The sequence below is a fragment of the Chlamydiota bacterium genome, from assembly GCA_016178055.1.
Taxonomy (GTDB): domain Bacteria; phylum Auribacterota; class JACPWU01; order JACPWU01; family JACPWU01; genus JACOUC01.
Window position 1 is genome coordinate 39,808 of sequence record JACOUC010000035.1, and the last position, 15,078, is coordinate 54,885.

Annotated in this window: 12 protein-coding genes; all 12 read right to left on the minus strand. The window is 42.2% G+C overall.

Annotated elements, in window-relative coordinates; translation table 11 throughout:
* Positions 1-187 precede the first annotated feature (187 nt).
* The 12 genes from HYS07_04695 to HYS07_04750 all read right to left on the minus strand — a co-directional run bounded on the left by HYS07_04695 (position 188) and on the right by HYS07_04750 (position 15,076).
* A complete protein-coding gene (locus HYS07_04695) occupies positions 188-613 on the minus strand; it encodes a hypothetical protein (protein ID MBI1870475.1) in 426 nt (141 codons plus the stop codon).
* Positions 600-2,417, minus strand: coding sequence for a carbamoyltransferase (locus tag HYS07_04700; GenBank protein ID MBI1870476.1), 1,818 nt, complete (start codon positions 2,415-2,417; stop codon positions 600-602). The genes HYS07_04695 and HYS07_04700 overlap by 14 nt, the downstream gene beginning before the upstream one ends.
* A gap of 43 nt (positions 2,418-2,460) precedes the next feature.
* Positions 2,461-3,546, minus strand: coding sequence for a methyltransferase domain-containing protein (locus tag HYS07_04705; protein ID MBI1870477.1), 1,086 nt, complete (start codon positions 3,544-3,546; stop codon positions 2,461-2,463).
* A gap of 374 nt (positions 3,547-3,920) precedes the next feature.
* Positions 3,921-5,147, minus strand: a complete 1,227-nt coding sequence (locus tag HYS07_04710; protein MBI1870478.1) for a putative DNA binding domain-containing protein — start codon at positions 5,145-5,147, stop codon at positions 3,921-3,923.
* A 124-nt stretch (positions 5,148-5,271) separates the two neighbouring features.
* Positions 5,272-6,357 (minus strand): Gfo/Idh/MocA family oxidoreductase, encoded by a 1,086-nt coding sequence (locus HYS07_04715; protein MBI1870479.1) that lies wholly within the window; start codon positions 6,355-6,357, stop codon positions 5,272-5,274.
* Positions 6,358-6,407: 50 nt separating this feature from the next.
* The gene (locus tag HYS07_04720) at positions 6,408-7,187 is read right to left on the minus strand and encodes a methyltransferase domain-containing protein (GenBank protein MBI1870480.1); all 780 of its coding nucleotides are present in this window, start codon (positions 7,185-7,187) and stop codon (positions 6,408-6,410) included.
* A 31-nt stretch (positions 7,188-7,218) separates the two neighbouring features.
* Positions 7,219-9,120: an asparagine synthase (glutamine-hydrolyzing) gene (gene asnB / locus HYS07_04725; GenBank protein MBI1870481.1), complete on the minus strand. Its 1,902-nt coding sequence runs from the start codon at positions 9,118-9,120 to the stop codon at positions 7,219-7,221.
* 168 nt (positions 9,121-9,288) lie between these two features.
* Positions 9,289-10,173, minus strand: a complete 885-nt coding sequence (locus HYS07_04730) for a nucleotidyl transferase AbiEii/AbiGii toxin family protein (GenBank protein ID MBI1870482.1) — start codon at positions 10,171-10,173, stop codon at positions 9,289-9,291.
* Between the two features lie 15 nt (positions 10,174-10,188).
* Entirely contained in the window at positions 10,189-11,001 is an 813-nt protein-coding gene (locus HYS07_04735) for a hypothetical protein (protein ID MBI1870483.1), read from the minus strand.
* 64 nt (positions 11,002-11,065) lie between these two features.
* The gene (locus HYS07_04740) at positions 11,066-13,123 is read right to left on the minus strand and encodes a glycosyltransferase (protein ID MBI1870484.1); all 2,058 of its coding nucleotides are present in this window, start codon (positions 13,121-13,123) and stop codon (positions 11,066-11,068) included.
* Between the two features lie 6 nt (positions 13,124-13,129).
* Positions 13,130-14,263 (minus strand): glycosyltransferase, encoded by a 1,134-nt coding sequence (locus HYS07_04745; GenBank protein ID MBI1870485.1) that lies wholly within the window; start codon positions 14,261-14,263, stop codon positions 13,130-13,132.
* Complete coding sequence (locus HYS07_04750; protein ID MBI1870486.1) at positions 14,264-15,076, minus strand: hypothetical protein; 813 nt, start codon at positions 15,074-15,076, stop codon at positions 14,264-14,266. It lies immediately after the preceding gene.
* Between the last annotated feature and the right edge of the window lie 2 nt (positions 15,077-15,078).

Consider the following 15,078-nt stretch of genomic DNA (forward strand, 5'->3'; position numbering starts at 1 on the left):
GCAGCATTAATACAATCGGGGTAATCCACCATTTTTTATTGTTTTTCAAAAATTCAAAATACTCAGTCAATATCTTCAATTTTGCCATTTCAATCCTCCCTGATTCTGTTAGCAGGTTTACCAGTCTCCGTTAGCCAGTTTTCCTGTTTCCCTTCGACCTTCCACCCTCCACCTTCGACCTGTTTTTCTAATACATTTTCTCATAGTTTACAGTCTTATCTTTATTGATCCAATAAGAATTTTTCTTTTTATCAAATTCTAAATCCAAAAAATTCTTACCCATCACCCTGGCAATGAGTCCAAGAGGGGTGATGACAAAATAGAAGAGTAAAAGAAGGATCAAACGAGAAACGATGCTGCCCAAGAGAAAGGCGATTCCCATCCATACACGATAGACACCCCGTAGAATTCCTGGATAAAAAGCCCCTGAGATAACAAGAAAAATTCCACTTCCAAAAATAATAGACCTTAAAAATGAGAACGATTTCCTAAAAATGAGCCAACCCGAAAATAGAAAAAGCACCGCTCCCATCGTGATCCCAAATTTTTTGAGAGATTTTTTTGAAGTGTCTAGATTTTTAATTTCTTCTATAACTTCCTTAATCCAGCTCATAGACCTTCTTCCAATCTATATCCTCATGAAAGGGAGGATGATCTTCTTTTCTGACAATAAAATTCTCAAGAACCAGTGTATCCATTTCAGTTCTCATAAAACATCTGTAGGCATCTAGAGGTGATTCCACAATCGGTTCTCCACGAACATTAAAAGAGGTATTGATCAAAACAGGGCATCCTGTTTTTTTATAAAATTGACTCAAGAGACCATGATAGCGAGGATGATCCTCTTTATGAACTGTTTGAACACGAGCCGAATAATCTACATGCGTCACAGCGGGAATTTCTGATCGAATGACATTAAGCTTATCAATCCCCCACCTTTTTTCTTCCTCCTGGGTCATCTGCCGCTGCTTTTCTTTTTTGACATCCGCTACCAAAAGCATGTAAGGACTTTCCCCTTCCAACTCAAACCATTCATTTACTTTCTCAAACAAAACTGAAGGGGCAAAGGGCCTAAAACTTTCTCTCATTTTGATCTTTAAATTCATTCTCTTCTGCATATCAGAAGACCTTGCATCACCCAAAATCGATCGAGCTCCCAAGGACCGAGGCCCAAACTCCATTCTTCCCTGGAACCAACCGATCACTTTTCCTTGGGCCAAATCATCTGAAACTTGATCAAGAAGATCTTTCACTTCATAAAAATGATATGGAATTTGATGCTGATCTAAAAATGTTTTAACGTCTTCAGAGGTATAAGAAGGTCCCAAATAAGAACCTTTTTGAAGGTCCCGGCCATTTTTTTGAACGAGAGACTTATTTAGATAATGATAGTAAGCAATGTACGCAGCGCCCAAAGCCCCGCCTGCATCGCCTGCTGCTGGTTGAATCCAGAGCTCATCAAAAATTCTATTTTTAAGAATTTTACCATTTCCCACACAATTTAAAGAAACACCTCCAGCTAAACATAAATATTTTTCACCCGTTACCTTCTTTACATGACGGGCCATGCGGAGCATAATTTCCTCGGTCACTTCCTGAATGGATCTTGCCAAATCCATTTCCCTCTGAGTGAGGCGACTCTCGGACTTCCGTGCGGGTCCATCAAATAATTCTTCGAACCCTCCGTTGGTCATCGTAAGACCTGCACAATAATTAAAATACTTCATGTTCATTTTGAAGGAACCATCTTCTTTAAGATCGATCAAATGATCATAAATCTTTTGAACATATTTTGGTTCTCCATAAGGGGCAAGACCCATCACTTTATATTCCCCAGAATTTACTTTAAATCCTGTGAAATAGGTAAAAGCCGAATAGAGAAGGCCTAATGAATGAGGAAAATGCAACTCTGAAATGATTTTAATTTTATTATCAGCCCCCACACCAAACGACGAAGTCGCCCACTCCCCCACTCCATCCATGGTTAAAAATGCAGCCCTCTTGAAGGGAGAAGGGAAATAAGCCGAGGCCGCATGAGATTCATGATGTTCGGGGAAAAGGACTTTGCCTTTGTACGCAATCTCTTTTTCAATCAAATCTGGAATCCAAAGCTTTTGCTTTAGCCAAAGGGGAATCGCTTTAATAAAAGAGGGCAAACCCTTCGGAACAAAAGCAAGATGGGTTTCTAATATGCGATTAAATTTGATGAAGGGTTTATCGTAAAACGCAACATAATCTAATGGGTCAACGGAAATACCCGCCTCTTTCAAACAATAGCGTACAGCATGCGTGGGGAACACCGCATCATGCCTTTTACGCGTGAACCGCTCTTCCTGAGCAGCAGCGACGATTTGGCCATCCCTCAAAAAACAGGCGGCTGAATCATGGTAATATGCGGAAATACCTAAAATATTCACATTAGCTTTTCCCTATCAAGTTCTTCTAAAAACCTTCATACCGTTATGTTTTGATTGATCTCACATAGACACTATCTGCAAGTATCTTAAGAAATGGTATGAAGCGACTGATTCGCTTCAACAACTCCGAGCTAATAATAACAATTTTTTGTTTTTTCAGCATCATGGGTAAATCAGCCTTTTGCACCCCCAGACCCAAAAAACAATCTACAAAAATTTCAGTCTTCCCAATGATTTCACGAAACATCTTTCCTAACGAGGGAATACTCCAGTACCTCACCTCAAAATTGCGGGCCTTTCTGAATCTTCTCTTTGCTTGATGATACAAACATCGTATTCCTAAAAAATTTGGCATTTGAATTAAACTCTCTCCTTTCTTCTTAAGCACTCTAGCAACGCCAGGAAGTAAGAAACTCACATCTTCCTTACTGAAATGCTGCAATACGCTATAAGAAAAGACATGATCAAAAAGAGATGAGGGGAAAGGGAGATACCGGGCATCGGCAACCACATACTTTATCTTTCCAGAAAGATTCAAGGCACGACTCACTCTTTGAGCAGCCATGATCGCCCCCAGAGAAACGTCAATACCGACCACATCATATCCCTTTCGAGCAGCAGAGATAGACCATCGGCCCCAGTTGCAACCAAGGTCTAACAAGGTCTTATCACTCCCCCTGTGAATATATAGATCAGGAATGGGATAGGAGTCTAGACGTCCAATCAGATGCTTATACAGATATCCATTTGTGGCTCCGATGATGTATGCAACCACAGGATCAATTTTGCAATCACCCGAAAGAGCAAGTTGGACAACCCCTTGCTTTTCTTCTTCACTCATCCCTAAAGACTCTAAATAAAGATTTGGCACTTTGTCATTAATAGCTACTTCCCCCCTCGCTCGCCTCAGTGAGCCATTGACCAATTGCATTGTCTGCTTTACATCATCTAAGAGCATGACAGGGACTCCTTCTACAACAGGATAACGATGCCCAACAGGGCATATCAGCATATGGTCCGAAGACCTGAGTCTACCGTAATCTCGCGGGCAAACGAGATAATCTAAATACCATGAATCCAGAGAAAAACTTTGAGAACCCTTTGTCACTTCTTTGATTAAATTTGCCATCTTTTCTTCAAGCCTCTTCTAAAATTTCTCTGAAACCTGCTCTTTGAGAATTTAAGCTCATTGACAATGAGATCCATGACTCGAACTGCTTCACGACCCTCCTTTGTGCAGATATAGGAGAAGACACAGGTAATTGATTGGCTCAATGCTCCTCTCTCGAGGTCATATGTAATCTCCCGGTGTCGAAAAAAAACTCTCCCCCTTCTCCGTAATCACATAACGTTGTTTCGGACTTCGAGGAGATCGTGGGTCTGTCATAGCTAAAAGCCCTTCTTTGAGCAAGGGACGTAGATATTTATTGATAAAACTCTTCCGATCCCTAAATTCCATAAATTCTAGAATTTGTTGAATGGCCCTTGGTTCAGAGCAAAAAATTAGTAATTGATGCTTGGGGGGTACTTGGGGGGTACTTGGGGGGTACTGAAATCACCCTCCTTGTGCCGTACTTTCTCCCCTTCTCTAAAAGGGCTTTTAGCAAAAGTAATTCTGAACCCCATCAGCTCTTCAAACTTCGGTTCAGGCAACCCAACAGTGCGGCATGCCCCAACCATTTTTTGTATCCCACTTCCCCATTGCTCAATTAATCCAGCATAAAAGAATATTTTCGCAATCAGGCGATTCCTCGGAACCGAAGTGTGTCTACCTTTAAGCATAGCCAGGGAAATACCCGTCGGAAGCCCTCCCGGATTCCAAACCATCAACTCTTGATCATAAAGACGCACCTCGGTATGGCCACCACTCAGATAATCCCTGTGACAGACCGCATTGATCAAGGCTTCTCTAAGGGCGTCCAAAGGATATTCCCATATTACATTTCGCTGAGGTTGACCCGTCATTTCGAAACGGGTCTCCAATTTTTCCCTAAAGTAACCGGTGGCTCCCTCAACTTGATCAAATAAAGTTCCTTCGATTTCCCTGTCGTCAACAATCAGCGTTTCATTTCTAAAACGTCCTATTTTTACAATGGCATGAATATAAAACTTCTGCGGATTTTTCCCAAATAAAAGTATGGCCGCCCTTGTTGGTTTACCCACACGAACCAACTCCAGTTTTTCAAGCAGTTCCATAGAAGAGACTTTATCTGGAACAGGACGGCGGCCCATCTCTTTAGCCAGTCGAAAAAAGGCTTTAACCTTTACCATAGAAATATCAGACATGCTGGCTCTGGGCTCTATGATTTCATCCCAAGTGATCCCAACATTTTCCAAAGCTACGCGTGTCAGTTTTTCTAAGTTCATATGACGCGTCGTACTTCCAAACCGCCTATAAGCCTTCCCATGAAACATCATGGGCTTCATCCGACTTTCTAACACTGAGATTCGGACCACAGACTTGCTCTTGACCTTATAAAGGTCTATCGAGGGATGAAGCCCCAACCCTTGAGAAATCTGATTCGCCCAATCTTTCAGAAGCTGTTGACCCACCTGAAGATCCATAATTTGACCCGAATTACTCACTCCAATCAGCAATGTCCCTCCCGCTGTATTGGAAAACGCACAAATCGTCTCCAGGGCTTCACGACCAAAAGACTCTTTGAACTCAACCGCTTCAGACTCACCCTGGCGTATCCACTTTAAAACTTTTCGATCGATTGCCGTCATAAATCCTCCCACCCTTACAGGTGAGCTATCTGTCTTTTCTCACTTCGCAAGAAATCTCGCCATCCCTTCCACGAACTCACACCCTAGACCTCACGATGGGGGGATAAACTTTCGCACACTATGATTACATTTCTTTTGCAGCTTCAAGAAGCCCTTCAGAATTTTCAACCGGAGCCTTTAAACCTTCCACAATGAGATCCATGACCCTCACCGCCTCGCGACCCTCCTGGGCAGAAACAGGCGAAGGGCTGTCATTTAAAATTGCGTCGACAAATTTTCCGATCAAAAGCTCATGCGTTCTCTTAAACCGCCCCATCAGCGTTTTTAAACCTGTTGCGAAAGTACCCCACATAAGCTGTGAAGCCTCGCTCGCTCCCGACAGGGCAATTTCGGATGGTTTAAATGAATTCCTTCGATACTTCACCAAGGTCATAAGCTCTAAATCCAATTTTAAAAGCCCCTCAGTTCCCCATAAATCCACGGTGGCAGCCCATTGGTCCGTTGTGTAAATCGAGGTGATCGAACTTGAAGTCTTTTCACCGATCAGTTCAATTCGATAATCCTCATAAGGTGACCACGGGAATTGAGAGAGCAGTTTCAAGCCCGTTACTTTTACGTCTAATATCTTCGGGATAAAAGCCAATGTTATGTAAACCACATGCGGGCCAGATTCCCCAATCACCCCCCCGGGTAATTTATTGGCCCAATGGTTTTCTTTAGAAGTCATATAATCCGTAGGGGTCGAAAGGAAAATCTTCATTCCCATAAATTGTCCAATAGCCCCCTTACACACCCATTCTCTTGCTTTAAGAAAGGGAGGATAAAAAAGGTCACTATGACCTACACAAATTTTCTTTCTAAACTTTTGAGATGCTTCAATCAATTGATCGCATTCTTGAACATTCATAGCCATGGGTTTCTCAACAAACACATGACAGCCCGCTTGCAAAGCCTCTAGCGCTATTCCAACATGGGTGCGGGGAGGCGTACAAATATCTATCAGATCCGGTTTTTCCTTCGAAAGGAGTTCCGAGAGACTCCCATAGATTTTTTCTATACCAAAAGTCTGGGCCAACTTCTGAGCAGCCTCGCGATTAGGATCTACAAGGCAAAGAGAAGCTATTTTTTTCTTTAACTTTAAGAAAGCGGGGAGGTGTTTCTTTCCCGCAATCAGTCCTGTTCCGACAATGGCTACATTTATTTTTCCCATAAAAGACCTTTCTCCTACACAAAAAAAATTTAAGCAATAAAGGGAAATGTCTATCTCTTAACGCCTGAGACAACCATAAACCAACCAAAGCAAGACGGTATTATCTTTCTAACCCAAGAAGGTAGAAAGAATCGTCTCCCAATCCTGAGATCGTATCTTGTTACAATGGTACGCACCTGCAGCTGATCCAGTCCTTTAAATAAATCTGACGCCTCTTTCCTACTGAATATCTTTGTTCCTGGACTTTCTAAATGCTCTGCAATAATAGAAGCACCTGTTCGAAAGGGTTTACCACGTAAAAGCCCATAATAGAACCACGCCTGTAAGACCAAGAGTGAATAACGATGATAAACCATGGCTAAAATACGCCTTCCTGGTTTACAAACTCGTATTAACTCACGAGCTGCAACATTTGTATTTGGTGTATGGTGAATAACCCCCCAAGAATAAACTAAATCAAACAGGTTATCTTCAAACGCCACCCTTTCAGCATCACCGACCACAATGGTTCCACTAAGCCCATAGATTTTCAACCGTCTCTTCGTAAGATTAACTCCCTTTTCTGTCAAATCGACTGCATGTACTTGAGCCCCGTGTCTTGCAAATTGGAGAAGATCCGTTCCCATCCCACACCCAACCTCCAAAACCTTTTTTCCATTCCACTGATCAAATCTTACAACATCATGCATAAAATCATCACCCGAAAAACGATTTTTCTCAATCGTATCAAAAAACTCACGACTTCCTTCTTCCAAGAAGGTGACATCACCGCTCCCACAAGGCTTCATTTCCCAATACTGCTTGACTTGTTCTTTAAGAGAAGTATTCATAGCCTGCATTCTTTAATAAAAATTGTGAAAGTTAAAGTTTAAATTCTATAGATGAGAAATCCCTTAAAATGTACTCATGGTACCATACATCAAACATGATGAGAGAAAACAATTCATAAGAATAGTCTGCTTTCCCTCGTTTATGGGAAGAGCGCAGTTGTTGAATATATTCCCAATTAAAAATTCCTTCTTTTTTTACAGACGCTTGAGTCATAGAATGGTCGAAATAAGCATCAAGTTTTTTCATCCAAAAAACCAAGGGAGCATTAAAACCCTTTTTCTTTCTTTCTAAAAGTTTTTTAGGAAGAAGATCACGAAAAGCTTTTTTAAGAACGATTTTACCCTCTTTACGATTCATCTTTTGAAAAGAGGGAATCTGAAGACTCATCTCCACCAAGCGATGATCCAGATAAGGCACTCGAACCTCTAAACCGACGGCCATGCTCATTTTATCCGTATACTCTAAAATGTTATCAACCAGAAAGGTTTGAAGATCCACCTCTAACATACGATTTCCAAAATCGGCTGAACTCTCTTGAAAATATTTCCTTAAAATTCTATCTGAAGGAAGAAATTGAGAATGATTCAACAGTTTTTGTTTTTCTCCTTTGTCAAAAAAATAAGCCCAATTCAAAAATTGCCTCACAAAATCTTTGTCAAATCCAGCAAAGAATTCTCGAACCCTTCTTAAATTCATCGTTCGATGCTGATCAGGGAATAAACTTAATAGACTCCCTATCCCTTTAAAGATTGCGGGAGGAAACATTCGCAAGCTCTGTGCAATCAAAGCAGCACGATAACGAGGATAACCCCCAAAAAGCTCATCTCCTCCTGCACCACTTAGAGCTACGGTCACTTCCCGCCGTGTCTCCTTTGAAATAAGGTACATTAAATAAGAGGTAGGATTTCCAAACGGTTGATCAAAAAAATGAACCAGCTCCAAAAGAGAAGAAGGACTAGAAATATCTACTGGAATTTCATGATGTTCTGTCTTAAAAAAATCCGAAACGATTTTCGCTTCTTCCTGTTCGTTATAGAAATCGAGTCCTGCCCCCTTAAAAATAATGGTAAAAGTCTTGACCGGGCGAGTTGAATGTTTAGCCATTAATCCTGTCAAGATGGGAGAATCCACCCCACCGCTCAAGAAGACACCCAAGGGAACATCGCTTACCATTTGCCGATGAACACTATCCTCTAAAAGAGACCGCAATCGGTCTTCCTGATCTTCAAAAGACAGATTTGTCTCATGAGTATGGAAATCTGCTAGATCCCAATAACAATCAAATGCTAACTGATTCGACTTTAGATCCAACACAACGACATGAGCCGGAGGCACTTGATGAATATCCTTAAAAAGCGTATCTGGGCAAGGAACATAAAGATAAGTTAAATAATCATATAGCCCTTGCCAATGAATATCTGGTGAATAAACACCCGACGCCAAGATCGCTTTTATCTCTGAGGCGAAAACAAAATGTCCTTCATGATGATAATAATAAAGCGGCTTAACACCCAAGCGATCCCGCGCGAGAATAAGTCTCTGTTTTTTTCGATCTAAGATTGCAAAGGCAAACATCCCATTGAGATCTTGAACAAAATCCTTTGCCCTTTCCTGATAAAGTCGAAGGAGAACCTCTGTATCGGTCCGTGATTGAAAGCGATGACCCTGCATTTCTAACTGATGACGTAGCTCAACAAAATTATAAATCTCACCATTGTAAACGATCCAGAACTGGCCTGTTTCATCACTCATGGGCTGATGCCCTAAAGGCGAGAGATCAAGGATACTCAGCCGCTGATGACCAAGACCTACTTTTAATTCCGGAAAAAATTCCAGTCCTCGATCGTCAGGGCCGCGATGACGAAGCATATTGGTCATACACTGAAGGGTTTCTTTACCTCCAGAATTTACAATCCCCGTAATTCCACACATCAGATGCGCCTTTTTAATTTTTCTTCATAGATGAGCGCATCGGTATAAAACATATACCAGCACCCGTGCAAAAAATGAAAAATCAACCCTTGAAATCCATCCAAAATCCCGAGCCGAAAAAAATAACGATATAATAAATATAGAATGAGACGCTTATCTTGCGCTCGGTCATCCCGCCCTCGCCTGAAGCTTCTTCACCAGTGAAGACTCATGGTGCTTCTTAGTGTCCAAAAGCACCTTTTTCTCCTCGGACGTAAGATCAGCAAGAAATCGATAACCCTGCGTGCATTTCCGTAAAATCTTTTTTGCATCGAATTTTTGATCCTTGCGCAAAAGCCGCCTTAAGTCATCCCAGTCATAAGCGCCGGATTCGAGCCGCACAAGATAGGTTTCTGGATTGAATTCACCACGAACATGCCAGAACTTTAGCACCACAAGCTTCCGGAGGAGTTCCTTATCAAAGGGTTGTTCGACCAGAAAGGCAAGGTCATAGATATCGCGGGATCTAAGTCTTTGATAGGAAGCGCGGACTTTTTCCGCTTGAAGCTCCAAGAGATCAAGGCATGGAACCGTGGGAGCAGAAAATTCAAGATAGCGGGAATAGCCTACCTTCACTAAGGCTCGCGACACTGGACTCAAGAGCATGGGTTCTCTCAGACTTAAATCAATGTCAAAGACGGACTGGTGGAACGAGTGCGAATAACGGATCATAGCCCCGCAGGAGAGCCCGTTGTCCCTGACATAAAAATCTTTGTGGCCAACGGAGAAGCGGATACCGCGATACTCGCAACTGAAAAGATCCGCCATTTCGAGAATAAGATCATCCAGATTGTCCTTGCCAATACAAGTAAAATCAAGATCCAGGGAAAAGCGCATAATTTTGCCAATGTAAAATTTGCGAAGGCAGGTGCCGCCTTTGAAAATGATTCGATCAAACCATTTTTTCTCCTCCAGAAATTTGAGCGCATAGGTCAGAACAATGTCGCGCTCAGCGATATCGAGCGCCACTTTGTTATCACGAGCATAAAGATTGGCGATATTCCTTGAGATCATCCTCCAACTCTTTGTTTAGTAATTTTTCAAGAGCTTTTCCGGAACATTTTGAATCACCAACCAATCTCCAGAGATCTCGCCGTTAGAGCCGAAACGGGTCGGCGTGGCAAGCGGAATGAGCTGCGCCTTTTCTTTAACCTCGTCCAATAGCTTCTTGCGAATTCCTTTTGGCACGGTGAGCTTTTGAAAATCGATAAGAAAACCAAGCCGCTGGAGAAGAGAAATAGTTCCAAAACGAAGAGCATAATCGACAAGTTTGCAAGAATCAATTTCCCCTTTGGCCCGATCGAATACCGCGAAAATCTCTTCAATGCCGCCTGCATATTGGGGTTTATCCAAGGAATCAAGTAGGGCCTTCTCGAGCTCTGCCATTTGAACCTTCTCCCCCATGACGTTGGCTTCCCTGAAACCAAAAAATTTGGACTTGGGAAGGGTAACAAATTGAATATTGACTCCTTTGAGCGAGATTGTGCGGCGCTGCCTTTTTAGGGCTACAAACAGCGTGGTATAAACCTGAACTGAGAAACCGTAATGGGTATTGGCTGTAGCATAAGAGAAAAAATACGGCTCATCTAGCAGCCCACCCATGACATAAGGGTTCATTTCAGAAACGCGTTTCGGTCCCCCTTCCAAAGGAATCACTTGATAACTTCCGGATTTCAATCTTTCGAACCATCTCTTATCGCAAAGGACACTTGCGATCTTGTAAGCATAATTACGCGATACCTTGAGAATCTGGATAATCTCGTCGAGTTTAACAATGCGTTTTGTATTCCAGGCTAGCTTCATCAACAGCTTGGATTCTTGAGCCGATAGGGTGGTTTTCATATCTAATATTTTATATTTAATTTCTTACTAAATCAGTAATATTATACATAGTAAATATTAGCATTCAAGCGATATCTTTCTGTCTTAGCTTTGCCTCAAAAAGCAGTGCATCCGTATAAAACATATACCAGCACCCGTGCAAAAAATGAAAGATCAACCCTTGAAATCCATCCAAAATCCCGAGCCGAAAAAAATAACGATATAAAAAATAGAAAAAAGCCCTTAAGAAAATAGGTGCCTTCCCATAGAGATGGCCAATGAACCAACGCTTACGTTCAACCTGATTTCCGAAAAGCCTCATTTTATTCCAAGAAGGATCATAGGTCTGATGCGTCTTGAGAAGAAATCGATTTTGACGAATGGCATATCCGAGATGTTTACGCGACCAAGCGGAAAGGTCTTTATAGTCCTCATCCACAAAATCATTTTTCAAATGGTCCCCTCTTCCTTCTAAAAGCACAATATGTTCATTGAGCTCTGCATCTTCACTTCTGGCCTTTCCATGCTTGAACAATCTCAAAATCCAGGTAGGATAATACCCCCCATGCCGAATCCAACGACCTAAAAAAATCATACGCCGTTTGATATATAGTCCACAAATATCTTTTGAAAGATTGGGAAGAGTTTTAAAAATCTCTTCCTTTAGTTCGGGTAGTAAATGTTCATCTGCATCTAACCGTAAAATCCATTCACTTTTGATGGGCAAATGATCTAATGCCCAGTTAAATTGTTCCGCTTGAGTTGTAAAAGCATGTGTAACAACTTGCGCTCCGTATTCAATAGCTATTTCAACCGTTCTATCCGTGCTTCCTGAATCAACGACGAAAATATTCTTCACCAAACCTTTTACACTCTCGAGACATCTTGCTAAATTGACTTCTTCATTGAGGGTCAAGACGATAAGATCGACCTCCAAAGTCTCACTTTTGGGTTTTTCCTGAAAATCGTCACTGACTCTCAAAATAGCGGAGGGAGAAGTCGGAAAAGCATTAGAAAGTTGAACTCCCTCGGATGCATGCTTGAAGAGATGATGATAAAGTTCATTCATTCGACGAGCAACGTAGCCCCAAGAAAACTCTTCCCTCATCCACTGTCTCCCTCGATCTCCCATCGCCCGTAAGGGCATTTCTCTCATCTGTTCAATAGCTTGGGCTAAACTTTCAGGCTGGTTTTTCACCCATAAGCCACAACCTTTCTCTTCTACACGCCTCCAGGGTGTTCCTTGACTCACAATGACGGGAACCCCATGAGCTAAAGACTCTGCTACAACAATACAAAAGTTTTCTGTATAGGATGGAACGACCACCATGTCCGTATTCTCAAACAATTGCCGTTTCTTCTCTTTCCCAACAACTTCACCGATCATCTCAACTTGCGTTCCCAAACCCAGCGCTTCTTTTTGGAAAGCAAGATTCTTGAAATAACCGGGATTGCCTCCGCCACCTAGGATTAGCTTCCATGGGATCTTCAAGCGATCCTTCAATAACTTGCAAGTAAGGAATAGATTTTCAATCCCTTTTTTAGCATCCAGTCGGCCCAGGTAAAGAAGGCGAAGAACTTGACTTTCTTCATGAGTGATCTGAGATGGAATTTCTACGCCATGAGGCATAACAACAGCTTCCAAGGCAGGAAATGCTTTAAGACTTTCTTCTCTCTCTTGCTCAGAGGTAACATGGAGAACCAACTGTTTTGGAAGCGTGTATTTACAAATACTTTCCCAAATAGACTTCAGCCTCAAACGTGTAGATCCTTCCCAACGCTGTAAAGCGCCCAAAGGGGACCATAAAATGGGTTTATCCATGATCTTGCAGGCCATCATACACGGAAGAGTTGGGAAAGAATAAACCTCTGTCAAATGGACAACGTTTGCCCAACGAACCAAATTCAAGAGACGTGAGGGAAGACCTGGAGCAACCGTTTCTCCCCACACTTTCTTAGAAAAATAAACTGGATATTCAAGAGTTCCTCTACTTAAAGCTCGTCTTTCAACCTCTAATGCATCTGTCGTTAGAACGCGTATCTCAGCTCCATAAGGGAGAAGGGAATTACACAATTCATAAACGACAGAACCCCCATGATAAATGGAGGGATAAAAGGCAGGGACCACATGAAGAATACGCATCAGAGATTAATTCCCGTTTTTGTTGATTTCAAAATACACATGGCTCATTTTTTTCGCTTGCTGATCCCAAGAGAATTCCTCTTGCATCCATTGCCTGCCACGACTTCCCATTTGACGCAGTGGCATTTTACTGATTTTTTCAATGGCCTGGGCCAAACTTTCAGGATGATTCTCTACCCACAAACCACAATCCTTTTCCTCCACGCGTTTCCAAGGCGTCCCTCGACTGACAATGACGGGGATTCCATGAGCCAGTGACTCAGCGACCACCACCCCGAAATTCTCTGTGTGGGAAGGAAATATAAAGACGTCCGTATCCTGAAACCATTTTTCTTTTTCATCACCCTCCACTTTTCCCACCATTTCCACCTGATTTCCAAAATTCGATTCCTTGAGCAAGGCCTCTATTTTTCTTACATAAGATGGTTCCCCAAAACCTGCGATCTTCAGTGTCCATTTGAGTGGCTTATTTTGATTTAACAACTGACAAGCCTGAAGAAGATTTTCTAACCCCTTTTTGGGATCAAGACGACTTAAATAAAGTAAACGCAATGTCCCATTTCCATTCGTATGCTTTACTTCTGCGGGAATATCCACACCATTGGGAACAATACGGGTGGGGATCTTTTTGAAACAGGTTTCACTGGCCTTTGCCTCCTCTTCAGAAGTGACATGCAAAAATGTCCTTTGAGGCATTACATGACGGCAAATCCATTCCCAGATACGCTTCACAAGGAGACGCCTCGATCCATCCCAACGCTCCAGAGAACCTCGAGGAGACCATACAATAGGCTTGGATAATAAACGACACATTAAAAGTGTCGGAATTGTGGGAAACGAATAAACAGCCGTTAAATGAACCACGTCGGCCCACCGGACCATCTTAAGCAAATAGCCCAAAAGGCCAGGGGCAACACTCACAAAAAACCGTCTTCGAAAAAAATAAATCGGATAACCCAAAGGGGCATACAAAGGAAACTCTCGAATCTGAAGATGATCTCGTCCACACATGTCTGTCGTAAGCACCTTTAGCTCTATACCTGATTTGACCAAGGCATTGCACAAATGATATAAAGAATAAATGGGGCCACCATGATAGAAAGCAGGATAAAAAGATGGGACAACATGAAGAATTCGCATTCAGCTTTCCCGTTTGACAAATTCCCAGCGCCCCCTCACATCATAAACCGTCGGACATCTTTCAGTCTCAGAAACAGTTTTTTCTTTCTCAGCGATCACATAAATCGTTTTCTTGAATTTGTCTTGAAAATACTGCCACGGCAAAGCTCCCAACCAACCGTATACTTTGGAAGGGCCCTGACGCTTGATAACATCGCAATATCCTGTTTCCAGAATCTTAAAACCACACAGTTCAATCAAATCCACCAGTCCATCTTGGGTAAACACGTACTGATGTCTTTCATAAATATTGCAGCGATAGTTAGGAGTAACAGTTTTTCTTCGAAGCGGATTGGAGAACTGTGCGCCATTGGGTGTTGTCACAATCAGTTTTCCTGAAACGGGCAACCAACGATTGAAATTAAGAAACATGATGTGGGGTGAACGTACCAAATGCTCCACAATTTCACAAGCCAGAATAGTGTCTGGTTTTTCCTGAATGTCAAAAATCGTTCGCTCTACATTGGCAGAATAATTGTTAAATCTAGCCTCATTTCCTGATTCTGTTCGAAGATGATACGGATGCACATGGACACCAATGTCATCGGGCCAATCGGTCATTTCCTCAGCTGATACAGTAGCGCAAATTTCAAAGCCTGGCGTATCAATCATTTGGGCCGTCATCCCCCATGGATGAGCACCCACTTCTAAAATTTTAGAAGCACCCATCATCTTTAACTTTTCCAAAGTCCAATGAAAACGTTCACAATGATAATCGTGATAACCAGAAATGGAAAAGGGTTCGCCATTCACCCAAATTTTCTTTTCTTCCATGG

Coding starts and splice junctions, on each gene's coding strand:
- HYS07_04695 (MBI1870475.1), bottom strand. CDS start 613: ATGAGCTGGATTAAGGAAGTTATAGAAGAAATTAAAAATCTAGACACT.
- HYS07_04705 (MBI1870477.1), bottom strand. CDS start 3,546: ATGGCAAATTTAATCAAAGAAGTGACAAAGGGTTCTCAAAGTTTTTCT.
- HYS07_04710 (MBI1870478.1), bottom strand. CDS start 5,147: ATGACGGCAATCGATCGAAAAGTTTTAAAGTGGATACGCCAGGGTGAG.
- HYS07_04715 (MBI1870479.1), bottom strand. CDS start 6,357: ATGGGAAAAATAAATGTAGCCATTGTCGGAACAGGACTGATTGCGGGA.
- HYS07_04720 (MBI1870480.1), bottom strand. CDS start 7,187: ATGAATACTTCTCTTAAAGAACAAGTCAAGCAGTATTGGGAAATGAAG.
- asnB (MBI1870481.1), bottom strand. CDS start 9,120: ATGTGTGGAATTACGGGGATTGTAAATTCTGGAGGTAAAGAAACCCTT.
- HYS07_04730 (MBI1870482.1), bottom strand. CDS start 10,173: ATGATCTCAAGGAATATCGCCAATCTTTATGCTCGTGATAACAAAGTG.
- HYS07_04735 (MBI1870483.1), bottom strand. CDS start 11,001: ATGAAAACCACCCTATCGGCTCAAGAATCCAAGCTGTTGATGAAGCTA.
- HYS07_04740 (MBI1870484.1), bottom strand. CDS start 13,123: ATGCGTATTCTTCATGTGGTCCCTGCCTTTTATCCCTCCATTTATCAT.
- HYS07_04745 (MBI1870485.1), bottom strand. CDS start 14,263: ATGCGAATTCTTCATGTTGTCCCATCTTTTTATCCTGCTTTCTATCAT.
- HYS07_04750 (MBI1870486.1), bottom strand. CDS start 15,076: ATGGAAGAAAAGAAAATTTGGGTGAATGGCGAACCCTTTTCCATTTCT.